19 protein-coding genes are annotated in these 21,902 nt (G+C 71.3%); 6 read left to right on the top strand and 13 right to left on the bottom strand.

The genetic code is table 11. The features are described from left to right. Positions 1–20: 20 nt before the first annotated feature. From AB0B91_RS47570 to AB0B91_RS47555, 4 genes are read right to left on the bottom strand one after another with little or no spacing between them, the layout of a single operon-like run. On the bottom strand, positions 21–1,127 hold the full coding sequence (locus AB0B91_RS47570; protein ID WP_358335722.1) for an SIS domain-containing protein: 1,107 nt from the start codon (positions 1,125–1,127) through the stop codon (positions 21–23). After that, a complete protein-coding gene (locus AB0B91_RS47565) occupies positions 1,124–1,291 on the bottom strand; it encodes a Trm112 family protein (protein WP_214633501.1) in 168 nt (55 codons plus the stop codon). The genes AB0B91_RS47570 and AB0B91_RS47565 overlap by 4 nt, the downstream gene beginning before the upstream one ends. Then, entirely contained in the window at positions 1,288–2,637 is a 1,350-nt protein-coding gene (locus tag AB0B91_RS47560; RefSeq protein ID WP_358335718.1) for a phosphomannomutase/phosphoglucomutase, read from the bottom strand. Before AB0B91_RS47560 ends, AB0B91_RS47565 begins: the two co-directional genes overlap by 4 nt. A gap of 41 nt (positions 2,638–2,678) precedes the next feature. Next, a complete protein-coding gene (locus AB0B91_RS47555) occupies positions 2,679–3,047 on the bottom strand; it encodes a DUF3499 domain-containing protein (RefSeq protein ID WP_214633499.1) in 369 nt (122 codons plus the stop codon). 183 nt (positions 3,048–3,230) lie between these two features. Between AB0B91_RS47555 and AB0B91_RS47550 the strand changes: the two genes are divergently transcribed. From AB0B91_RS47550 to AB0B91_RS47540, 3 genes are all read left to right on the top strand, one after another. After that, positions 3,231–3,623, top strand: coding sequence for a metallopeptidase family protein (locus AB0B91_RS47550; RefSeq protein ID WP_214633498.1), 393 nt, complete (start codon positions 3,231–3,233; stop codon positions 3,621–3,623). A gap of 107 nt (positions 3,624–3,730) precedes the next feature. Beyond that, a complete protein-coding gene (locus AB0B91_RS47545; RefSeq protein ID WP_358335715.1) occupies positions 3,731–3,880 on the top strand; it encodes a hypothetical protein in 150 nt (49 codons plus the stop codon). Beyond that, a complete protein-coding gene (locus tag AB0B91_RS47540) occupies positions 3,880–5,055 on the top strand; it encodes a methyltransferase domain-containing protein (RefSeq protein WP_358335712.1) in 1,176 nt (391 codons plus the stop codon). Before AB0B91_RS47545 ends, AB0B91_RS47540 begins: the two co-directional genes overlap by 1 nt. On the opposite strand, the gene AB0B91_RS47535 is transcribed toward AB0B91_RS47540, so the two are convergent. The 5 genes from AB0B91_RS47535 to AB0B91_RS47515 form a co-directional block, all read right to left on the bottom strand. Next, entirely contained in the window at positions 5,015–6,322 is a 1,308-nt protein-coding gene (locus tag AB0B91_RS47535) for a DUF5719 family protein (RefSeq protein WP_358335709.1), read from the bottom strand. The genes AB0B91_RS47540 and AB0B91_RS47535 overlap by 41 nt on opposite strands. Further along, on the bottom strand, positions 6,322–8,259 hold the full coding sequence (locus AB0B91_RS47530; protein WP_358335706.1) for a hypothetical protein: 1,938 nt from the start codon (positions 8,257–8,259) through the stop codon (positions 6,322–6,324). The genes AB0B91_RS47535 and AB0B91_RS47530 overlap by 1 nt, the downstream gene beginning before the upstream one ends. Next, a complete protein-coding gene (locus AB0B91_RS47525) occupies positions 8,235–9,125 on the bottom strand; it encodes a glycosyltransferase family 2 protein (RefSeq protein ID WP_358335703.1) in 891 nt (296 codons plus the stop codon). The genes AB0B91_RS47530 and AB0B91_RS47525 overlap by 25 nt, the downstream gene beginning before the upstream one ends. A gap of 92 nt (positions 9,126–9,217) precedes the next feature. Beyond that, entirely contained in the window at positions 9,218–9,478 is a 261-nt protein-coding gene (locus AB0B91_RS47520; protein WP_214633495.1) for a WhiB family transcriptional regulator, read from the bottom strand. Positions 9,479–9,800: 322 nt separating this feature from the next. Beyond that, positions 9,801–11,648: a hypothetical protein gene (locus AB0B91_RS47515; protein ID WP_358335700.1), complete on the bottom strand. Its 1,848-nt coding sequence runs from the start codon at positions 11,646–11,648 to the stop codon at positions 9,801–9,803. A 193-nt stretch (positions 11,649–11,841) separates the two neighbouring features. On the opposite strand from AB0B91_RS47515, the gene cofD reads away from it, so the two are divergent. From cofD to AB0B91_RS47500, 3 genes are all read left to right on the top strand, one after another. Beyond that, positions 11,842–12,780: a 2-phospho-L-lactate transferase gene (gene cofD, locus AB0B91_RS47510; RefSeq protein ID WP_358335697.1), complete on the top strand. Its 939-nt coding sequence runs from the start codon at positions 11,842–11,844 to the stop codon at positions 12,778–12,780. Then, positions 12,777–14,096: a coenzyme F420-0:L-glutamate ligase gene (locus tag AB0B91_RS47505; RefSeq protein WP_358335694.1), complete on the top strand. Its 1,320-nt coding sequence runs from the start codon at positions 12,777–12,779 to the stop codon at positions 14,094–14,096. The genes cofD and AB0B91_RS47505 overlap by 4 nt, the downstream gene beginning before the upstream one ends. A gap of 77 nt (positions 14,097–14,173) precedes the next feature. Further along, on the top strand, positions 14,174–14,911 hold the full coding sequence (locus AB0B91_RS47500) for a lytic polysaccharide monooxygenase (protein ID WP_358335692.1): 738 nt from the start codon (positions 14,174–14,176) through the stop codon (positions 14,909–14,911). Between the two features lie 61 nt (positions 14,912–14,972). Here the strand turns inward: AB0B91_RS47500 and AB0B91_RS47495 are convergent, their stop codons facing one another. From AB0B91_RS47495 to AB0B91_RS47480, 4 genes are all read right to left on the bottom strand, one after another. Next, on the bottom strand, positions 14,973–16,718 hold the full coding sequence (locus tag AB0B91_RS47495; RefSeq protein ID WP_358335689.1) for a substrate-binding and VWA domain-containing protein: 1,746 nt from the start codon (positions 16,716–16,718) through the stop codon (positions 14,973–14,975). 80 nt (positions 16,719–16,798) lie between these two features. Further along, the gene (locus AB0B91_RS47490; protein WP_358335686.1) at positions 16,799–19,555 is read right to left on the bottom strand and encodes a bifunctional FO biosynthesis protein CofGH; all 2,757 of its coding nucleotides are present in this window, start codon (positions 19,553–19,555) and stop codon (positions 16,799–16,801) included. Between the two features lie 48 nt (positions 19,556–19,603). After that, complete coding sequence (locus AB0B91_RS47485) at positions 19,604–20,497, bottom strand: DNA-3-methyladenine glycosylase 2 family protein (protein ID WP_358336088.1); 894 nt, start codon at positions 20,495–20,497, stop codon at positions 19,604–19,606. Between the two features lie 299 nt (positions 20,498–20,796). Continuing rightward, a complete protein-coding gene (locus AB0B91_RS47480; RefSeq protein WP_219537448.1) occupies positions 20,797–21,888 on the bottom strand; it encodes an NDP-sugar synthase in 1,092 nt (363 codons plus the stop codon). Positions 21,889–21,902: the final 14 nt, after the last annotated feature.

Genomic DNA, 21,902 nt, shown 5'->3' with positions numbered 1-21,902 from the left:
CAAAGGCCCGAAATGGGATCCTATTGCGAAATTCTGGCCTTAAGCTCCGTGATCGCCGACACAGGGGTCGGATCGACTCCATACCCGAGGGCCAGATAGGTGGCCGCATAGTCGCCCAGGCCGATCAGCGAGGCGACCCGCTCCAGCGGGTGCGAGCCTTCCGCGGACAGCTCGGTGACGGGTACGTCGCGGTCGTGCGCCAGCCGTACGGACGCCTCGCGGCGGCGTGACACCCGCGGGTCCTCTTCGACGTCGCGCAGCATCACCAGCCTGAGCGTGTGGCCGGCGTCGTCGGCGAAGATGTCGCGCCTGGCCAGCGGCCCGTCGAAGGCGGCCACCTGGTTGTGGCCGGCCTCGGGCAGCTCACCGAAGATCGCCGGGTATTTGGCGTTCGTGTTGAGCTGGCAGGCCAGCCGGTAGCCGGCGACCGCGGTGACGGAGGACGAGCCCCAGATCATCGGCACGCTCTCGGCCAGCTCCATGGCCAGCGTCTTGCCCGGGTTGACGAACGACTCGCTGGACGGCCGGCACCGGTGCGCGATGTCCTCCAGCATCGCGGCCACCCGTTCGTACAGCTCCTCGTCGGCCTTGATCAGGCCGAGTGCCGCGGCGGACACGATCAGCGGGATCGTCAGCAGCCAGACGTTGGCGCGGGGCTGCCCGGTCGCCGGCACCGGCACGTAGACGGCGGACGCCTGCCTGGCGATCGACTCCAGGGGCGAGCCGGCGCTGCCGACCGCGATCAGCGAGCAGCCGCGCCGCACGGCCTCCAGGGCCGCCGACAGCGTCTCCTCGGTATGACCCGAGCACGACACCGCGATGACCAGATCGGTGGCGCCCACCCAGCCGGGCAACTGGTGGGAGCGCAGGGTCACGACGGGCAGCGGGGAGCCGCGGCCGCAGACCGCGGCGAGGACGTCGCCCGCGACGGCGGAGGCCCCCATGCCCACGACCACGACCGCGCGCGGCCGGACCCGAGAGGTCAGCCGGTCGACGCCCGCCTCGACCGAGGCCCGGTAGGCGATGCGCACCTGGGCGGCCGAGGCCGCCACCGCGACCAGCATGCCGCCCGGATCACCCTCAGCGAGATGCCCCTGGTCATCGAGCCGCTCGGGCTCCCAGGTCACGGCTTCCTGGCCTCGTCGACGAGCAGAACGGGAATGTCATCCCTGACCGGGTAGATCAGGCCGCACCCCGTACAGACCAGCTCCTCGGTCTCGCTCTCCGCGCGCAGCGGTGACTTGCACGCCGGGCAGGCCAGGATCTCCAGCAGCCAGTCGTCGATCTTCACACTGACACCCCTCTAACCATGGCGAGGACCTCGTCCCGTATCGCCGTCATCTTGCTCTCGTCAGCCGCCTCGGCGTTGAGCCGCAGCAGCGGCTCGGTGTTGGAGGCGCGCAGGTTGAACCACCAGCCGGAGCCGGTCACGGTCAGGCCGTCGAGCTCGTCGACGGTGCCCCTCGGGCCGAACTCCCGGCGTACGCGCCGAAGGGCCGCGTCCTGGTCGGCGACCGTACTGTTGATCTCGCCCGAGGCGTGGTAGCGCGCGTAGGCGCCGATCAGCTCCGACAGCGGGCCGTCCTGCTCGCCGAGGGCGGCCAGCACGTGCATCGCGGCGAGCATGCCGGAGTCGGCGAACCAGAAGTCGCGGAAGTAGTAGTGGGCCGAGTGCTCGCCGCCGAACACCGCGCCCGTGCGGGCCATCTCGGCCTTGATGAAGGAGTGACCGACGCGGGTGCGCACCGGCTCGCCGCCGTGCTCGCGGACGATCTCCGGCACGCCGGCCGACGTGATCAAATTGTGGATGATCGTCGCGCCCGGATATTTGCCCAGCTCGCGTACGGCCACCAGCGCGGTGACGGCCGACGGCGAGACGGACTCGCCACGCTCGTCGATCACCCAGCACCGGTCGGCGTCGCCGTCGAAGGCCAGCCCAAGGTCGGCGCCCGTCTCGCGGACGGCGCGCTGCAGATCGAGCAGGTTGGCGGGCTCCAGCGGGTTGGCCTCGTGGTTGGGGAAGGAGCCGTCGAGCTCGAAGTAGAGCGGGACCAGGTCGATGGGCAGGCCCGCGAAGACGGCGGGGACGGTGTGACCGCCCATGCCGTTGCCCGCGTCGGCGACGACCTTCAACGGCCGCACGCCCGACAGGTCGACCAGCGTGCGCAGGTGGTCGGCGTAGCCCTGCAACAGGTCCTTCTCGATCAGCGACCCGGTCGGCGGGGCCGTGCTGCCGACCAGCTCGGCCGCGCGGTCGCGGATCTCGGCGAGACCGCTGTCACCGCCGATCGGCACCGCGCCCGCGCGGCACATCTTCATGCCGTTGTAGCGGGCCGGGTTGTGGCTGGCGGTGAACATCACGCCGGGCAGCCCGAGGCTGCCGCTGGCGTAGTAGAGCAGATCGGTGGAGCCCAGCCCGGCGTGCACCACGTCGGCGCCGCGCGAGCGCGCACCGCGCACGAACGCGGCCGACAGCGGCACGGAGGACTCTCGCATGTCATGCGCGACCACGGCCGATCGGGCCCCGGTCACCTCGACGAAGGCCGCCCCCACGGCCTCGGCGGTCTGCTCGTCCAGCTCGTCAGGCACTACGCCGCGAACGTCGTACGCCTTGAAGATCTTGGCGAGGTCGCCCACTCTCCAGCTCCGCCCTTAGGTCGTCACGTGTACGAACGAGCCTACCGGTCGCGATGTTGCTGGGCGGACCGCAGAACGCGCAGGTGTCCCCTACGCCCGACTTCGACCCCTTGGCCGACCGGTTCGCCCCCGCCGGACGGCGCGGGCCTGGCGGCCTCCCTGACGGCGTTGGCGAGCGCCTCGAGGTCGTCCGAGCTGGGCGACGTGCCGTCCGTGGGCAACCGCACCACCTCCCAGCCGCGGGGAGCGGTCAGCCGCTCGGCGTGTTCGGCGCACAGGTCGTAACAGTGTGGCTCGGCGTACGTCGCCAGAGGGCCCAGAACTGCGGTCGAGTCGGCGTATACGTACGTGAGCGTGAAGACTGCAGGCTGGCTGCAAGCGGTGCGGGAACAGCGGCGGACGGGGCTCACGGAGGGACCGTATCTGGTAAGAGTGCGAGGCGCCACTATCTGAGCGCTCTTAACGAGCGTGTCGCCACAATTCGGACACCTGTCGCAGGCTTTCTCCCCACATGCCCCGAAGCCGCCTCCCCGTACACTTGCCGTGTGAACCAACGGCGTGGCCCCAGACGGCGTGACCGGCACGGTCGCGGCATGCGCGGCCCCCTCGCCCCTTCCCACGTGCCGATCGCCAGATCGCGTAGCGAACGGTTCGACGACCTGGTGCTCGACGCGGTCGACCGGCTCCGGCCGCAGTGGGGCAAGCAGCTGGCGGCGGTGGAGTTCGCGGTCGAGGAGGTGCCGCCGCTGAGTGAGCTCGGCGACGGGCCCAGCACCGGTTCCGAGCCGATCCCGTTCGGGCGGGCCGACGTCGCGCGCGGCCAGGACCCGGCCGCGGTGGTCGTCTATCGGCGGCCGCTCGAAGCCCGCGCCCGCGACCGCGACACGCTGGGGGCGCTGGTGCACGACACGGTGGTCGAGCAGGTGGCCACGCTCCTCGGCCTGTCACCGGAGACCGTCGACCCGGGCTACGACGACCGCCGCTGACCACGAAGATCGGCTTGTCGGGCGAAAGTTTGACACTCGCTTGCCTGGTTGCAGAGAGTAGCCATACGATTACCGTGAGTGTTCATTCGATGTGAAGGAGAGCATCCATGGGCAGACACGAGAAGCCCGACAGCCCGAAGGCCGTGGACCTCGATCCGAAATCCACCGCGGCCCGGGGATCCGGATCCAATGAGGACCACAACCACACCGCCAAAGGCGCGCACAGCGCCGACCCGAAGAAGGGTGGCAAGAAGTAGTGGACGACACGGCGCAGGGGATCGAGCGCCTGATCGAGCACCTCGACGAGTTCGACGACATCGGACCACGCGCCAAAGAGGCGATCCGCGCGGTGCCCCGTCACCTGTTCATCCCTACGGTCGGGCTCCCTGTACCGACCAGCCCCGACAGCGCGTACATCATCGACCGCGACGCCGACCCCGACGCCTGGTGGGACGCGGTCTACTCGCCTCACTCCATCGTCACCCAGCTCGACGATGGAGCCACCGACCTCAGAGCCATAGAAGGCGGCTACTCCTCCTCGGCCTCAGCGCCGAGCACCGTCGCCTACCTGCTCCACATCCTGGACACCGTGCCAGGCCGCCGGGTGCTGGAGATCGGCACGGGCACCGGCTGGACCGCCGCCCTGCTGTCCTATCTCGTCGGCGAGGAGAACGTGACCTCGATCGACATCGATCCTGTGGTGGCGGAGCAGGCGGCCAAGAACCTGAGCGAGGCCGGCGTGCACCCGCACCTGATCGTCGGCGACGGCGCGGCCGGCTGTCCGGAGCGGGCGCCGTTCGATCGGGTTCACGTCACCTGTGGCATCCGCACGGTGCCATACGCCTGGGTGGAGCAGTGCCGCCCTGGTGGGGAGATCGTGCTGCCCTACTGCCCCGGGTTCGGCCACAACCACGCCCTGCGGCTCGTTGTCGCGCCGGACGGCACCGCCTACGGCTTCTTCCCCGGCTTCGCCTCGTACATGATGATGCGCTCCCAGCGTCCCGTCGAGGACCGCCCGGCGCGAGGGCCGGAGGACAGCCACCACCTCACCACGCGCGTCGACCCCCGCACGATCGCCTACGCTCCGCCCGGATCGGACCTCGCCATCTCGGCACTGACCGGCCTGACCTCGAACGGCAGCGCGGAACCGGACGAGGACGGTGAGATGTACCGGCTGTGGGTGTCCGACCCCTCCAGCTCATACTCCTGGGCTGTGGCGGAGTGGCGGCCCAACACCGAGGAGTACGAGGTCTACCAGGTCGGCGACCGGCCCCTGTGGGACGAGGTCACCGACGCCTACTTCCGCTGGGTGAGCTGGGGCGAGCCCGATCGCGACCGGTTCGGCATGAAGGTCACTCCTGACGGCCAGCAGATATGCCTGGACGGCACCCCTATCGGGGAGCCACAACGGTTGGTGTGTCCGTCAGCTTAGGGAGCAGAGTCCAGGTCCGGGCGGGTGCCAACGGTTGGTCGGTGATCAGCAGCCCGCTCTTCAGCCGCTCCTCCGTCACCCGCCCCCCGTACACCTCCCCCGAAACCGGGGTGACCACCACCCCGAACTCCCCCTTGCCCTTGAGCGGCACGTTCCTGGTTCGCCCGGCGGGCACGTCCACCACGAACGGCTGCCCGGCCGGGCCGCGGTCCGGCACGATCCGCACGCTGACCCGGCCCGCCGCCCCCGGCGCCGTGAGGACCAGCCGGGACCCCGCGCCGTTGGCCGCCACCGCACTGCCCAGGTCGAGCGACGGGGTCCCGGCCGTGAACGCCACATCCGGTTTGTCACCCGTGCCCGTGACGACGACGCCGGCCACGACGGGCGTCCGCGACGTCAGCACGAGCGCCGCCGCCTCCCCGCCGATGCCGGTGGTCACGTCGAGCGCGGCCACGCTGCCCGCGGGGACGTCGAGGGACTCGCGGCCCTTCATCGCGTACGCGGCGTCCTCGGTCACCGCCTGGATGGCCACGGTCGCGTCGGCGTCGCCCGGAGCGGCGACCAGCAGTTGCCGGGTGCCGCCTCCGCCGGGTATGCCGGGGACCACGACGCGGGTCGACGGCGGTACGGCGGCCGGGAGCCAGTCGACGCCGTTCCCGCCGAGCGAGGCCTGCGCGGCGACCGCGAGCCGGCCGGTGAGGACGGTGACGCCGACGGCCATCACGTTCGCCGAGGGTGCGAGCGTCTTGAGGTCGATCGCGCTGTAGCCGCCCGGTGGGATCTCCAGGCCCTGGCCCTTGTCGGCGGAGACCGCGCCCTCCGCCGCGTAGATCTGGACGTCGGCCAGGGCGGGCGCCCGGTCGGCGTTCATGAGGTGCAGCGTGACGTCGGCCTCCGCGGGGCCTGGGCCGACGAGCCAGGTCGTGGCTCCCGGCACGGCGCAGCGCACCCCGGCGAGCCCGCGCCGGGTGCCCTTGGCGACCCGCGTGGTGTATCCGGCCTCCAGCCCGCCCGAGCCGTTCACCACGTACGGCTTGGCGTCCTTCATGGGCTCGTGGGACAGGGTGTCCGGCAGGTAGACGCTCACCCGCTCACCCTTGGTCGCCGGGCAGACGGCGGTCACCGACTCCACGGCCACCTTGCGCGGCCCCTCGGCCTTGGGCGGTGCTGGGGCCGGCCGGGTCACGTACGCGACGCCGTACAGTGCGCCGAGAGCGACGACCACCAGCAGGAACAGCCCGAACCTGTTCTCCACGAACGCCTTCATCAGACACTCACCAGGGCGGCCGGGGCGGGCGCCTCGACGCGTTCGGCGGTGGGCTCGCGTCTGCCCGGAGCGGCCAGCACCGCCACGAGCAGCACCAGCGCGGCCTGCGTCCAGAGCCAGGGGCGGTGCAGGGCGCTCTCCGGTTGCGCGGGCACGTGGGCCACCGGCTCCAGGAGCCGCCACAGACCGCCCGCGTCCGACAGGTTCACGCGTTCCAGCGACGGTTCCGAGTCGAGGGCCTTGACCAGTTCGGGCGCGACGGGCGGCGCCAACGCGACCATCGCCACGCCGTTCCGCGCGAGCGTGGCCGCGTCCTTGCCGCCGCGCCCGCCGGCCAGCCCTTCGGCCGCGGTGGCCACCAGGGCGCGGGTCTTCGACGCGACGGGCAGCTCCGCCTCGCCGATCAACGGGGTACGGCCGTGCAGCACGGTGAAGCCGGAGCCCCTGATCACCAGGGTGCGCTCGCCGTGCTGGGACTTGAGCGCGGCCATGGCGGGCATGACGTCGGCCGCGCTGCCCTGGAGCGGCCCCGGCACACCCTGGGCGACCCAGTACCCGGCCGCGAGCACCGGCGTGCTGAACGCGACCGCCACGACCAGCGTGGCGCCCAGCCGGCGCGGCCCGCCCGCGGCCCGCGACTCGGCCAGCCGGTGCGCGGTCAGCCCCACGAGCACGAGCAGCCCGGTGGCGGCGAACGCCAGCGGCACCCCCGGCCAGGCCCGTGCCCCCTCGACGGTGACGCGGCTGGCCAGGATCGCGACCAGCACCCCGTACACCGCGACGCCCCACCCGATCGCGACGATCATCCGCTGCGCCCGCATGAGCAGCGCGGCCAGCGCGGCGGCGACCAGCCCGCCGGTCACCCAGAACGGCGGCAGCCCGGGACCCCCAGGACTGAAGGCCAGCAGCGACTCGGGAGCCAGCCCCTGGTCGGACAGCGCGGCGTCGTGCAGCCCGGCTTCGAGCAGCAGGCGGCCCGGGTCGAGCACCAGACCGGCCAGCCAGGGGAACAGCAGAGCCACGGGGACGGTCAGGGCGATGGCCATCGAGGTCACCACGTCCCGCCGTACCCCGCCATAGGCCACGGCGGCGAGCACGCCGAGCACCGCGAACAGCGGGTAGACCAGCGGCACGAACGCCGTGCCCACCGCGAGCAGCAGGCCGAGGCCCCAGCCCGCGCGGCGGGCGCGGCGGCGCTCGCCGGACAGGAGGTTCGTGGCGAGCGCGGCGTAGACCGGCAGCAGCACGAAGACCACCGCCGTGCCGAGTCGGCCGGCCGCGATCGCGCCCGTCGCGACCGGCAGCAGCGCGTACGTGGCGGCCAGCCAGACCCGGGCGGGCACCTCGGGGATGATGCGGCGGGTCGCCAGGTAGGCGGAGGTCCCGGCCAGCGGCACCGAGCCGAGCAGCAGCACGGAGACGGCCAGCCAGGTCTTGCCGAACGCCAGCGTGGACAGGGCGGCGACCACCGCGACGTACGGCGGCGCCCAGTCCGTCGAACCGAGGCCGATGTCGTGGAAGCCCTCGGTGTAGAAGCGCCACAGGTCGGCCGCGTCACCGGTGACGGGGACCAGCGCGCCGCCGCCGAGCCGGTCGCCGCCCAGCAGGGAGCGTTCGGCCACCAGCGTGACGAGGGTGAGCGCGGCGACGAGCAGCACGCCCGGGCGTCCGAGGAACCGTCTGACGGCACCGGTGTCGGACGGCATCACCTCGGCGTCCTCGTCGCCGGCGGCGTAGTGGTGGCGTCCTTCCGAGCCGACGGGTCCCTCTCCGGCGAGGAAGCTCTGGACCATGTCGACCAGCCGCCGGTAGGCCGCGCCTCGCGGCGTCAGCAACCGCTTAATCCGGATATATCCCTTTTTGCGGCCATGGCGGCGGGCGCGGCGGGCCTTGAGCAGCCGGATCGGGTGGATCAGGATCGAGCCGAGCGCGACCATCTCGTCCAGCGCGTTGGCGGGCTGCTTGCCGACGACAAGAGCAGCGTGCGGAGGAACGAGCCGAAGACGTTCCGGATCAGCGCTCCCAGCAGCGCGCGGAACGGCAGGTTCGCCATGACGACGAAGATCGCGTTCCGCCGGTCTAACCTGCGCGGATGATCACCGCTGACCGTGATGGGCCGCCGCCTGCGGGTCGCCGCCTCGGCGTGCCAGGCGATCGCCGTGGTGACGACCAGCACCCGGTGCCCGGCGTTGCGCACCCGCCAGCAGAGGTCGAGGTCGTCGCGGAAGAGGGGGAAGAACGGGTCCAGACCGCCGACCTCGTCCCACACCTCGCGGCGGATCAGCATGCCCGCCGTGGAGACCGACAGCGCCTCGCGGGTGCCGTCGTGCTGTCCCTGGTCCAACTCCCGGGGCTCCAGGCCGGTGTCCCTGCGCCCGGTGCGGTCGACGGTCACGCCGACTTCGAGCAGCCGCCTGCGGTCCAGCCAGTCGCGGAGTTTCGGCCCGAGCACCGCCGCTTTTGGGCTGTGCTGAGCCTCGTGCAGCAGCATTTCGAGCGCGCGGTGATCAGGGGCGCAGTCGTCGTGGAGCAGCCAGATCCACTCGTCCTGGCCGCTGCCGGGTAACTTGCCGAGCACCTCGGCGACCGCCTCGCCGAACCCGGTGGAGCGGGGCAGTTTCAGTACGTTTCCGGAGCCGAGCGCCTTGACCAGCACGTCGGCCGAGCCGTCCCTGCTGCCGTTGTCGGCGCCGACCAGCCGATCCGGTCTGCGGCTCTGGCCCAGCACCGCCTGCAGGGTCTCCCCGAGCCAGCGCCCGCCGTCGTGGGCGACGACGATCGCGGTGACGAAGTGACGGCGCATCGGGCGTGACTCCTGGGGAGTGGATCAGGCGCGCCCACCATACATGCGAGAAAGGGTCACACGGCAGACCGCGTGACCCTTCTCTAATATCCCTAAACGGCCTCTCGCTTGATCCTTCTGCGCTCCCGCTCGGACAGCCCACCCCAGATGCCGAACCGCTCATCGTGTTCGAGTGCGTACTCAAGACACTCCGCACGCACTTCGCACGATCGGCAGACCTTCTTGGCCTCTCGGGTGGAGCCGCCTTTCTCCGGGAAGAACGCCTCCGGATCCGTCTGAGCGCACAACGCACGCTCCTGCCAGCCGAGTTCTTCAGCGTCAAGCTCATCTTGTGCGATGACCAGATCGGTCACTGCACACCTCCCTGCCGCCCGCCCGCAATGGAGCCCCCCATGGAACGCCTTCCTTACTACCCACCCACAGGAAGGCGTAACAACATGGTTGTAATTACACGCGTGTGCCGTACGTGGAGTCAAGCGGCATGCCGGTATCCGGGGAAAGACCAGATCTCGCCCCGGTGTGCATGGCATGTGATGTTCGCACCCTGGCCTACGCCCTCGATCCGTGGCTCTGGCCTGGTGTGTTGGAACGTCTGTCAGCGGTCCGAACCGTACCAGGGCAGGAAAGACACCCGCCCGTGGCCCACCTTCTCTCTAGCCGTGCTTTAACGGACTCTTACCTGCGTGGCTCGTTAGGGGCGTATATGGCCGTGGGGTCGATCGGGTCGTCTCCCTGCCCTGGCCCATCGCCCAGCGCGTCGCCCCGGAACATCGACTGGTCAAGCCGGACCGTCGCCTCGGTCGGGGGCTCGTTCCACCCCGCCGCCTGGTGGTGCGGCTGGTAGGGCTGCGGCTCGTACTGGGCCGGCTGGGGCTCGTACTGGGCCTGGTGTGGCTCGTATGGGGCCTGGTGGGCCGGGGGCTGGGCCTGGTGGGCGGGGGGTTGCGGCGGGTAGCCCGGCTGCTGGAGCTGCTGGGGGTGCCCGAAGGGGTCGTCGTACGGCGTGGCCTGCTGCTGGCTCGCGTAGTCGGGGACGCGGAGGTCGGGCGCGCCGCTGTTCGCCGAGTGCTGGTACGTCTCGGCCTGCTGGTAGGCGTCCAGGAGTTGCTGGGAACGCGGGTCCACCGGCGGGTCGGGCTCCTGGTAGGCGGCCGGGGTGGCGTACTCCTGGCCCGAGAAGCCGGTGAAGGGCTGGCCCTGCGGCTGGTCGAAGGCGTTGGGCACGTAGGGCTGCTGGCCGAACTGAGGCTGGGGCTGCGCCGCGGGCGGGGGCTGGTCGGCCGGTGCCCATGGGTTCGGCTGGTTGTCGATGGGCGCGAAGGGGTTCGGCGGGTTCGCTGCTGGGGTGTACGCGTTGGGCTGGCTGTCGACGGTCTGGTAGCTGTTCGCCTGACTGTCGGCCGGGGCGTAGGTGTTCGGTGGGCTCGCCGCCGGGGTGTACGCGTTGGGCTGGCTGTCGACGGTCTGGTAGCCGTTCGCCTGACTGTCCGCTGGGGCGTAGGCGTTCGCCTGGCTGTCGGCCGGGGTGTACGCGTTGGGCTGGCTGTCCGCGGGGATGTACGGGACCGCCTGGTTGTCCGGCGTGTTGTACGGCTGCCCGAACGCGTTCGGCTGGCTGTCAGCGGGGACGTAGGGGGCGGGCTGGTACTCGGGCTTCGGCTGCGGGAAGCTCGGATCCGTCGCGCCAAAGCCGGGCTGGGGGAAGCCCTGGTCTGGCTGGCCGTGATTCTGGTCGGCCGCAGCGGTGGCCGGCTGGGGCGTGGGCGCTGGCTGCTGGGCATAACCGGGCTGCTCAGGCGCGCCACCATAACTCGGCGGCTGCTGACCATAGCCCGGCTGCCCCACCGGAGCACCCTGGCCATCCGGCTGACCACCGACACTCGGCGGCTGCTGGCCGTAACCGACCTGCTCAGGCTGACCGCCGTAGCTCGGCGGCTGCTGACCGTAACCCTGCTGCTCCGCCGGAACCCCGGCGAAAGGCGGTTGCTCGCCGTACGGCTGCTGCATGGGGGGTTGCTGGCCGTAGGGGGCGTTGGGGAACTGCTGGCCGTACCCCTGCTGGGGCTGGACGGCGGGACGGTCGGGGAGGACCAGGGGCAGCAGGTAGACCAGCGCGATGCCCGTCAGGGCGAGCACCGGCACACCCCTGAGCACGAACTCCGCCGTCAATCGCGCACCGTTGCCCGCGAAGAGCCCGAGCACCAGCGTGATCGCGCCGAACAGGGTGGCGATGCCGAGCATGGCCGCCGCGCCGAACGCGACCGGCTTGGCCTGGGGCGACGGTGTACCGACCTTCGTGAGCAGCAGCACCGAGCCGAGGAGCAGCGCCGTCGTGACGGGGCTGGTGAAGTTCCCGAAGTTGCTGAAGGCGCGGTCGGCGAAGGAGAGGGCGAGGTCGCCGGACAGCGAGCCCGAGGAGCTGACGAGCACCTTGCCGATGGCCACGAGGATGTTCAGCCCGCCGCCGGCGAGCATGAGCCAGGCGGCCGGCTCCCTCAGCCGGGCGACGTCAAGTTTGCTCACAAGTACCCCCATCGGACCCTTTAGCCCGAAGGGAGTGTGCCACATCGCCGCCTCTCACGGCGGGGGTCCCAGCAACCTCTTACGTGCTAGACGTCCCAGTTAGGCCCTATTTGCTGGGTTTTTCGGAGACCGAAGCGTTGTAAAGGCCGCTCCCGAGGCAGGCGTGTCGGAGGCCGGTGCAAGACTGGTCCGCATGCACATCGTGTCCCTCGCCGGCGGCATCGGCGGCGCCCGCTTCCTGCGTGGCCTGCGGGCGACGGCCCCCGACGCCCAGATCACCGTCATCGGCAACACAGGTGACGACATCACCCTGTTCGGCCTGCGCGTCTGCCCCGACCTCGACACCGTCATGTACACCCTGGGCGGCGGCATCGACGAGGAGCAGGGCTGGGGCCGCGCCAAGGAGTCCCACACCGTCAAGGAGGAGCTGGCGGCCTACGGGGTCGAGCCGCAGTGGTTCGGGCTGGGCGACCGCGACTTCGCCACGCATATCGTCCGGTCCCAGATGCTGGAGGCCGGCTACCCGCTCTCCCAGATCACCGAGGCGCTGTGCGCGCGCTGGCAGCCGGGCGTGCGACTGCTGCCGATGAGCGACGAGCGCTGCGAGACGCACGTGGTCGTCTCCGACGAGCGCGGGCGGCGGGCGATCCACTTCCAGGAGTGGTGGGTACGACTGCGCGCCTCCATCCCCGCCGAGTCGATCGCACTGGTCGGGGTCGAGACCGCCAAGCCCGCCCCCGGCGTGCTGGAGGCCATCGCGGAGGCCGACGTGGTGATCCTGCCGCCGTCCAACCCGGTGGTGAGCATCGGCACGATCCTGCAGGTGCCGGGCATCCGCGACGCGCTGCTGACCAAGACCGTGGTGGGCGTCTCCCCCATCATCGGCGGGGCGCCGGTGCGCGGCATGGCCGACGCCTGCCTGACCGCGATCGGCGTCGAGACGAGCGCCCAGGCGGTGCTCGACCTGTACGGCGCGGAGCTGATCGACGGCTGGCTGGTCGCCGAAGAAGACTCCGGCGTCGCCCTCGACGGGGTCAGGGTGACGGCCCGGCCGCTGATCATGCATGACGCCGACGCGACGGCCGACATCGCCCGCGCCGCCCTCGACCTGGCCCTGGAGCTCGCCCGATGACCCTGACAAACTCGACCGACCCCGCGGACTCGGCGAGCCGGCTGCCCGGGCGGGTCGAGGTGTTCGGGGTCCAGGGGATCGGCGAGGTGCGGCCCGGTGACGACGTCGCGGCCCTTCTCGGCGGTGCCGACCTGCGCGACGGCGATATCCTCGTCATCACCTCCAAGATCGTGAGCAAGGCCGAGGGCCGCGTCCGGCAGGCCCCCGACCGCGCGGCCGCCATCGCCGACGAGACCGAGCGCGTCGTGGCCAGGCGCGGCGACACCGTCATCTCGCAGACCCGCCACGGCTTCGTCATGGCCGCCGCCGGGGTCGACGCCTCCAACACCACCCCCGGCACGGTCCTGCTGCTCCCCGAGGACTCCGACGCCTCCGCCCGCCGCATCAGGGCGGCTCTGGCGGCCCGCGCGCGGGTGGGCGTGATCGTCTCCGACACGTTCGGCCGCCCGTGGCGCCACGGGCTGACCGACGTGGCCATCGGCGCCGCCGGCGTGACCCCGCTCGAAGACCTGCGCGGCGGCACCGACACCCACGGCAACCCCCTCAACGCCACCGTGACCGCGCTGATAGACGAGATCGCCGCCGCCGCCGAGCTGGTCAAGGGCAAGCTCGCGGGCGTGCCCGTGGCCGTCGTCCGTGGCCTGTCCCACCTGGTGACCGAGGAGGACGGGCCGGGTGTCCGGGCGCTGGTCCGTCCGGCCGACGAGGACCTGTTCCGCTACGGCTCGCGGGACGTGGTGTTCGCCCGCCGTACGATCAGGGAGTTCTCCGCCGACCCCGTGGATCCCGACGCGATACGGCGGGCGGTGGCGGCGGGCATCGCCGCCCCGGCGCCGCACCACACGACCCCCTGGCGGTTCGTGCTCGTCGAGTCGGCCGAGACGAAGGTGAAGCTGCTCGACGCCATGCGCGACGCCTGGATCGCCGACCTGCGGGCCGACGGGTTCACCGAGCAGTCGATCACCAAGCGGGTCAGGCGCGGCGACGTGCTGCGCAACGCCCCCTATCTGGTCGTGCCGTGCCTGGTGATGGAGGGCTCCCACACCTACCGTGACGACCGGCGCAACGCCTCCGAGCGCGAGATGTTCATCGTGGCGACGGGCGCGGGCGTCGAGAACTTCCTCATCCAGCTCGCCGTCGAGGGACTCGGCTCGGCGTGGGTGTCGTCCACGATGTTCTGCCGCCCGGTGGTGCGCGAGGTGCTCGACCTGCCGGAGTCGTGGGACCCGATGGGCTGCGTCGCGGTGGGCCACGCCGCGGCACCGCCCCGTGACCGCCCGCCGCGCGATCCGCAGGACTTCATCCTGACGCGCTGACAGGCAGTCAATGACCATTTACCGTTAATAAAGTTTCCTTTACATTCGGAGCATCCCCCCATGTAAAGGAGCAATCCATGCGAAGGATGCTCACGTTACTCACCGTGGCGGTGATCTCGATCGCCGCCACGGTCTTCGTCGCCCAGCCGGCCCTGGCGCACGGCTACATCAACTCGCCGCCCAGCCGCCAGGCGTTCTGCGCGCAGGGCAAAGTGCCCGACTGCGGCGAGATCATCTACGAGCCGCAGAGCGTGGAGGGGCCGAAGGGGCTGCGTAACTGCCACGGCAACGTCGCCCGGTTCGCCCAGCTCAGCGACGAGAGCAAGCCCTGGCCCGTCACGTCGGTCGGCAACACGGTGACCTTCAACTGGACGCTCACCGCCAGGCACGCCACCACCACCTGGGAGTACTACATCGGCAACACCCGGGTGGCCTCGTTCAGCCAGGGAGGCGCCCAGCCACCGGCGACGCTCTCCCACACCGTGAACTTCTCCGGCTACACCGGCCGGCAGAAGGTCCTGGCGATCTGGAACGTCGCCGACACGCCCAACGCCTTCTACGCCTGCGTCGACCTGAAGTTCGGCGGCGGAGGCGGAACCCCGACCCCCACCCCGACGCCGACCCCCACCCCGACGCCCACGCCGACCCCGACCCCGACCCCGACCGTGCCGAGCGGCACCTGGGCGCCGAATGTCGCGTACGCGGTGGGTGCGCTGGTCACCTACGCCGGGCTGTCGTACAAGTGCATCCAGGCGCACACCTCGCTCCCCGGCTGGGAGCCACCGAACGTGCCCGCGCTCTGGCAGCGCGTCTAGCCCTCTGCGCGCACGTGCGAACGAGGGGGCGCCGGGATCCCGGCGCCCCCTCGTCACATCATCATGTGCTCGGCTTGCAGGTGGGGTGACACAGGCGGCGGGCCAGCGCGGCCAGGAAGACGTCGATGATCTCGTCGGGCTGCTGGGCGACGTGCAGGGAGCCGTTCGTGGCGGCCGTGATGCCGGACAGGCTGGCCCGGTCCACATCGCCGAAGGCGATGATGACGATCTGGATGGGCTTGTTGGGGTTCCACTCCTGGTGGAGCTTGTCGAGCAGCTGCGGCAGCCTGGTGCCGCGGCCGTCGTCCTTGCCCGCGGTGATCACCAGGAGTGTGTTGTTCATCTCCTCGCGATAATGGCCGGCGACCTCGTGGAAGCCACCGAGTATCGCGTCATAGAGCGAGCTGTCGCGGTCGGGATGCGCGGTGATCGTGGTGGTGAGCTCGTCGAGCACGCTCCTCCGGACCAGCTGGCCGGTCTCGGGGCGGTTGATCGGCCCGAGCCCGACACGCGGCTGGTAGCCCTTGGCCTGCCCGAGCCCGTCGGCGAACTCCCACAACCCCATGTGCGTGGAGTCGGGGAACAGCTGTAACCCGATCTTGGCCGCGGACAGCGCGACGCCCAGCCGGGTGGTGTCCTTCAGCTTCTCGGCCATGTGCTTGGAGGTGTCGGCCAGCACCAGGATGTTCGTCGGCGGCGCCAGCCTGCTCCACGCTCGCAGGGCCTCGTCGATGTCCTCGGGCGACACCGAGGGCCTGGTCTTCGGGGTGCCCGTCGGGATCTCCGGCCCCGGCGAGACCGGGCCCAGCGTGCCGTCGCCCGAGTGGAACCCGGCCCGCCGTACGAGATCCTGGGCCTCGGAGCCACGCAGCCAGTCGGCGAAGAGCGTCGAGGCCTCGGCGACCGTGGGGTCGGTGGCGGTGACGACGTACGGGTAGTCGAGGTTGATCGTGCCCTCGCGCGGGCGCAGCGCGACGACCGGATCGGCCGACGGCTGCCGGTTGTGCGTCCACACCGACTGCTCGGGCACGATGACCACCGGCCGCTTCCAGAACGTGTGGTCGTCCACGGCGGCCAGCATCGAGCGGTAGTCGGGCGCCGAGCCCGCCTGCGCCCAGCGGACGAACGCGGTCAGCGCCTTGTCGGCCTCGGGCCCGTTGCCCACGACGTCCCTGGCGGCGGCGACCGTGGCGATGCCCGCGCCGGCCAGCGACGGGTCGGGAACCCGCACGATGTCGGGCTCGTTCGCGTTGGGCGTGAGCCGTCCCCGCACGGTCGAGGGGAAGACCATCCGCCAGTTCATCTCGGTCTTGCCGACGGAGAAGCGCTGCGCCAGCGAGGACCGCGTGGCGAACACCAGCGGCGACGTCGCCACCACGCTCTCACCCGCGGGTAACGCGCTCGCGCCCTGCTTGCGGGCCAGCCGGATCCAGGCGGAGGAGTCGGCGATCCAGCCGTCGGGGCGCTCGCGCAGCACCCCCGCCCGGTCGCCGATCAGCGTGCGCAGCACGGTGGCCGGGGGCTGCTCGGTGACCTGGACGAGCACGCACCGGCTGCCGACCGTGTTCTTCTCGTCGTTGAAGCGTCCGGCCGCCTCCATGGCCGCCGGAGCAACGTCCACCGCGGCGGCCACGCTGACCAGAACAGGCTCTCGTGTCGTGCACAGCGCGCCACCTCCGCCGAAGATGACGACCACGGTGGCGGTGACGATGGCCAGCGCCGCCGCCCCCGCCAGCAGGCCGCGTTGCAGCGCCTTCCTGCGGCGCTGCTCGGCTGGCAGCGCTGCGCGGTGTCGACCCAGCCGCACGGTGCACCTCTCTCCAGGGGACTGCCGATTCTCCCAGCGCCGCCCACGACTGGCGCAAGAGTCGGTAGAACTTGTTATATCTAAGCCATCGGGAGCACCCGCCTGACGCTCTGGCAGACACCGTCGCTCGCCGCCGACGCGGCCAGCCGCTCGCCGTCCGGGTGGCCGTACTCCGTCGTCCGCTGCCTGACCGGCCGGCCGGTGATCTCGACCATCGCGCGCAGCTCGCTGATCGTCTTGTACGAGCCGTTCTCCGACCCGGCCATGCGGCTGATGGTCTCCTCCATCAGCGTGCCGCCGAGGTCGTTCACCCCGCCCTGGAGCACCTGGTGGCACAGGTCGTCCTGGAGCTTGACCCAGGAGCACTGGATGTTCGAGATGGCGCCGTGCAGCAGGATCCTGGCCAGCGCGTGCACGGCCCGGTTCTCCTGCGCGGTCGGTCCCGGCCGGGCGACGCCCGCCAGGTAGATCGGCGAGCTGGTGTGCACGAACGGCAGCAGCACGAACTCCGAGAACCCGCCGCTCTCCTCCTGCAGCCGCCTGATCAGCTTGATGTGCCTGACCCAGTGCACGTGGGTGTCCACGTGGCCGTACATCATCGTGGACGTGGTCGGGATGCCCACCCGGTGCGCGGTGGTGATGACGTCGATCCACTCCCTGGTGGGCAGCTTGCCCTTGGTGAGCACCCAGCGGACGTCGTCGTCGAGGATCTCCGCCGCCGTGCCCGGCAGCGAGTCGACCCCCGCCTCCTTGGCCGCGTGCAGCCAGTCCTCGATGGAAAGGTTCGTCCGGCTGGCGCCGTTGATGACCTCCATCGGGGAGAACGCGTGCACATGCATGCCCGGTGTCCTGGCCTTGACCGCCCTGGCGAGGTCGAAGTAGGCGGTGCCCGGAAGGTCGGGGTGGATGCCGCCCTGCATGCACACCTCGGTCGCCCCGGCCCGCCACGCCTCCTCGGCGCGGTCGGCCACCTGGTCGAGGCTCAGCGTGTAGGCGTCGGCATCGGTCCTGCGCTGGGCGAACGCGCAGAAGCGGCAGCCGGTGTAGCAGACGTTGGTGAAGTTGATGTTCCTGTTGACGACGTACGTCACCTCGTCGCCGACCGCCTGCGCGCGCAGGTCGTCGGCGATGCGGGCCAGCTCGTCGAGCGCCTCGCCGTCGGCCGACAGCAACGCCACGGCCTCGGCCTCACTCAACCCCGCCGGATCCGCCTCCGCCCGCCGCAACGCCGCCCGCACTTCAGCGGGCGTGTGCCCCCCAGTCGCCCGCGCGGCGCGCTCTGCCTGCCCAGGGTCTCCGTGATCTGCCCGCCCGGAGTCGGCGCGCTCCCTCTGCCCGGGGCTCCCGTGCTCTCCCCGGCCGGGAGCGGGTACGGTCTGCTCTCCCTGATCCGGTACGGCGGCCCGCTCTCCTGGCGCCGGTGCGGCGAGGAGGTGGTCGGCGGCGGGCGGCGCAATGCGTACGGCGGGGTCCAGGCGTTCGCGCAGGGCCTCCCAGTCTCCGTAGACGTTGTCGAAGTCGTCGCGCCGATCGTTGGTGCGCCCCTCTCTGTCCACGGCGACGTGCAGATCGGTCCGCCCAGCCGAGGTGAATCCACCATCGGGCTCCTGCCAGGGAAGCCCCTGGAGCACCGCGTCCTCCCGAGCCAGCCCGGTGACCGGATCAGCCAGCGCCGCCACATGCCCGAACAGCCGAGGATCCAGCCAGGGCTCCCCCGCCAACACATATTCCGGATAAATCGTCAGCCGCTCCCGCAGCACGAACCCCGCCTCCCGGGTCCGCGCCGCCAGGTCGTCGATCTGCGGCCATGGCCGTTCCGGGTTGACGTGGTCGGGCGTCAGCGGCGACACCCCACCCCAGTCGTCGATCCCCGCCCGGATCATCAGCTCGTACTCCGCGTCGACCAGATTGGGCGGCGCTTGCAGTCGTACCCGGGGCCCCAGCACGAGCCGGGCGACCGCGATCGTGGCGGCCAGTTCCTGGAGGTCGGCGTCGGGCAGGCCGCGCATGGCGGTGTCGGGCTTGGCGCGGAAGTTCTGCACGATGACCTCCTGGACACCGCCGTACTCGCGCGCCACCCGCCGGATCGCGAAGATCGACTCGGCCCGGTCCTCGATGGTCTCGCCGATGCCGATCAGGATCCCGGTGGTGAACGGCACGTTCGAGCGGCCCGCGTCCTCCAGCACGCGCAGGCGTACCGCCGGGTCCTTGTCGGGGGAGCCGTAATGGGCCGCCCCCTTCTCCTCGAACAGCCGCCGCGAGGTCGTCTCCAGCATCATGCCCATCGACGGCGCGACCGGCTTGAGCCGCTGCAGGTCGCGCCAGCTCAGCACGCCGGGGTTCAGGTGCGGGAGCAGCCCGGTCTCCTCCAGGACCCTGATCGACATCGCGCGTACGTACGACAGCGTGTCGTCGTAGCCGTGCGCGTCCAGCCACTCGCGGGCCTGGTGCCAGCGGTCCTCGGGACGGTCCCCCAGCGTGAACAGCGCCTCCTTGCACCCCATCGCCGCCCCCTGCGCGGCGATCTCCAGCACCTCGTCGGGGCTCAGGAACGGCGCGGGCAACTTGTTCGGCGCGGTCGCGAACGTGCAGTAACCACAACGGTCCCGGCAGAGCCTGGTCAGCGGGATGAACACCTTCCTGCTGTAGGTGATGGCCCCCTCCCGGCCGATCGCCGTCAATCCGGCATCCCGGACCCGCGAGGCATGTTCGAGCAGTGTGTCAAGGTGTTCATCGCGGGCGTGGAGAAGCACGGTCGCCTCGGCGACGTCGAGGGTCTTGCCATCGCGGGCCCTGGCGAGAGCACGGCGAAGCGCGGATTCACTGACGAGACTCATAACGGGCACACTACGTGGGCTGGGTTCGTGGCCCGCACCTAGGGCAGGTCAGAAGGCCCGGTAGTCGCGGACCGGCATTCGCGGACCGCGCGCCGGCGGACGCAGTCCGGTGAGCCAGATCAGGACCGTCGCGCGGTGCCGGTGCCCCTTGTACGGCTCCAGCAGCCGCATCATGCCCGGATCGTCGGTCTTCTCGCCGGTCAGCGCGTAGCCCACCAGCTTGGCCAGGTGGAAGTCGCCCACGCTCACGGCGTCGGGATCGCCGAAGGCCCGCTGACGAACCTCCGCCGACGTCCACACCCCGACCCCCGGCAGGGCCCGCAGCAGCCGGTCGAGCTCCTCACTGGTGGCGGCGGCCTCCAGCTTGTCGGCATGCCAGGCGGCGGTGGCGATGGTCCTGGCGCGTACTGCCTCGGCACCGGCCCGATGCCAGTGCCAGGACGGCACCTCCCGCCACACACTCGCCTCGGGCACGACCCGCATCCCTTCGGGCGCGGGTCCCGGGGCAGGCTCCCCGTAGCGGTTCAGCAACCACCGCCAGGCCCGCCAGGCCTCACGCCCGACGACCTTCTGTTCGAGCACGGCAGGCACCAGCGCCTCCATGACCCGGCCGGTCCTGCCGATGCGCAGCCCCGCGTGCTTCCTGGCCACGTCCTCCAGCACGGCGTGCCGGACACTGAACCCCGACGCGTCGTCCTCGGCCCCGAGCAGCGCGGGCAGCCCCTCAAGCAGCCACTCGGCCCCCGGCCCCCAAGCCTGTCCGCGCACACTGCCCGTCCGCGCGCTCACCCGCAGCGTGCCAGGCCCATCGGGGGTACGGGAGGTACGCCATACGGCGCCGTCATGCGTGGCCCGCCAGGTCGGGTCCCCGGTACCACGCCGGTGCGGCCCCAGCACTAGGCCCACATCCAGCGCCCCCTCAGGCACCCACCAACGCTCCATCACCCAACCAGTCTGCCGTCCGATTCCGACTAGGGGTGCCGTGGGCCTGTGATGAGGCGCTGTCTGGATCCGCCTCCGGGTGCCGGGGGCCCGTGAAGAGGCGCCGTCCGGATCCGCCTCGGGGTGCCGGGGGTCCCGATACGCCTCGGGTGCCGGTGGCCGCCTGTCACGGGCGCGCGTATCGGCGCCCGGCCATGTGCGGGCTCAGCGGCCGTATTCCTGGAAGCCCCCAGCCCTGTACGGCGGGTGGCGGGTGCCCACCGCTTGCCGTACAGGAACAAAAGGCTTTTCGCCAGAAATCAGACGTCGCTCGAATAGCGGACCGCGCGCTCAGGGAGCTCGATGCCCGGCCAGATGCGCACCCCCGCCTGGAGCTCGTTGCCCGCGCCCACCACCGCGCCGTCGCCGATCACGGCGTCGCACACCACCGCGCCCGCGCACACCCGCGCCCCCCGGCCCACCACCGAGTCCGTGACGGTCGCGCCCGAGTGGATCACGCAGTCGTCGCTCAGCACGCTGCCCATCACCGAGGCCCCAGCCTCGACCACGGCCCGCGCGCCCACCGTGGAGCCGCCCTGCACCTTGGCCTCGGGAGAGACCACCGCGCCGTCGAGCACCAGGTACTCGCCCGTCGGACCGGGCAGCGCAGGCGAGGCCAGCCGGCCGAGCACCAGGTCGCGCGAGCCGCGGACGAAGGCGGCGGGCGTGCCGACGTCGAGCCAGTAGGTGCGGTCGGCGTAGCCCAGCACGAGCTCGCCCGACTCGATGAGCCCCGGGAAGGTCTGCCGCTCGACCGACACCACCTCGCCCCGGGGGATCTGGTCGATGACCGAGCGGGTGAACACGTAACAGCCCGCGTTGATGCGGTTGGTCACCGGGTTGGGCGTCTTCTCCAGGAAGGCCGTCACCCGCCCGTCGTCGTCGGTGGGCACGCAGCCGAACCGGGTCGGATCGTCGACCTCCGTCAAATGGAGCGTTACAGCGGCGGATCGCCGCAGGTGAGTGCGGATCTGGTCACCTATGTCGTGACCGGACAGGATGTCGCCGTTGAGGATGAGCACGGGGTCGTCGGGACCCGAGCCGAGCGCCTCGGCGGCATTGCGGATCGCCCCGCCGGTGCCGAGCGGCGTCTCCTCCGTCATGTATTCGATCGAGAGCCCGAACGCCGACCCGTCGCCGAAGACCGGCTCGAACATGGATGCTTTGTACGAGGTCGCGAAGACGATCCGGCGAACCCCGAACGATCGGGCCCGGGCCAGCTGGTGTGCCAGGAACGGCACTCCGGCGGTGGGCAACAGCGGCTTGGGCGTGCCCAGTGTCAGCGGACGCAGGCGCGTGCCCTGCCCCCCGACCAGGAGGATCGCCTCGAGGTCCGGCAAAGAGCTCTCCATCACTCGGTGAGGTT

The sequence above is a fragment of the Nonomuraea sp. NPDC049141 genome (assembly GCF_040648415.1).
Classification (GTDB): Bacteria; Actinomycetota; Actinomycetes; order Streptosporangiales; family Streptosporangiaceae; genus Nonomuraea.
The sequence above is the reverse complement of the archived record's forward strand: the minus strand, read 5'-3'. Positions and strand labels throughout refer to the sequence as shown.

Coding starts and splice junctions, on each gene's coding strand:
- AB0B91_RS47525 (WP_358335703.1), bottom strand. CDS start 9,125: ATGCGCCGTCACTTCGTCACCGCGATCGTCGTCGCCCACGACGGCGGG.
- AB0B91_RS47505 (WP_358335694.1), top strand. CDS start 12,777: ATGACCCTGACAAACTCGACCGACCCCGCGGACTCGGCGAGCCGGCTG.
- AB0B91_RS47490 (WP_358335686.1), bottom strand. CDS start 19,555: ATGAGTCTCGTCAGTGAATCCGCGCTTCGCCGTGCTCTCGCCAGGGCC.
- cofD (WP_358335697.1), top strand. CDS start 11,842: ATGCACATCGTGTCCCTCGCCGGCGGCATCGGCGGCGCCCGCTTCCTG.
- AB0B91_RS47545 (WP_358335715.1), top strand. CDS start 3,731: ATGGGCAGACACGAGAAGCCCGACAGCCCGAAGGCCGTGGACCTCGAT.
- AB0B91_RS47485 (WP_358336088.1), bottom strand. CDS start 20,497: ATGGAGCGTTGGTGGGTGCCTGAGGGGGCGCTGGATGTGGGCCTAGTG.
- AB0B91_RS47500 (WP_358335692.1), top strand. CDS start 14,174: ATGCGAAGGATGCTCACGTTACTCACCGTGGCGGTGATCTCGATCGCC.
- AB0B91_RS47530 (WP_358335706.1), bottom strand. CDS start 8,259: ATGGTCGCGCTCGGCTCGATCCTGATCCACCCGATCCGGCTGCTCAAG.
- AB0B91_RS47535 (WP_358335709.1), bottom strand. CDS start 6,322: ATGAAGGCGTTCGTGGAGAACAGGTTCGGGCTGTTCCTGCTGGTGGTC.
- AB0B91_RS47480 (WP_219537448.1), bottom strand. CDS start 21,888: ATGGAGAGCTCTTTGCCGGACCTCGAGGCGATCCTCCTGGTCGGGGGG.
- AB0B91_RS47550 (WP_214633498.1), top strand. CDS start 3,231: ATGCGCGGCCCCCTCGCCCCTTCCCACGTGCCGATCGCCAGATCGCGT.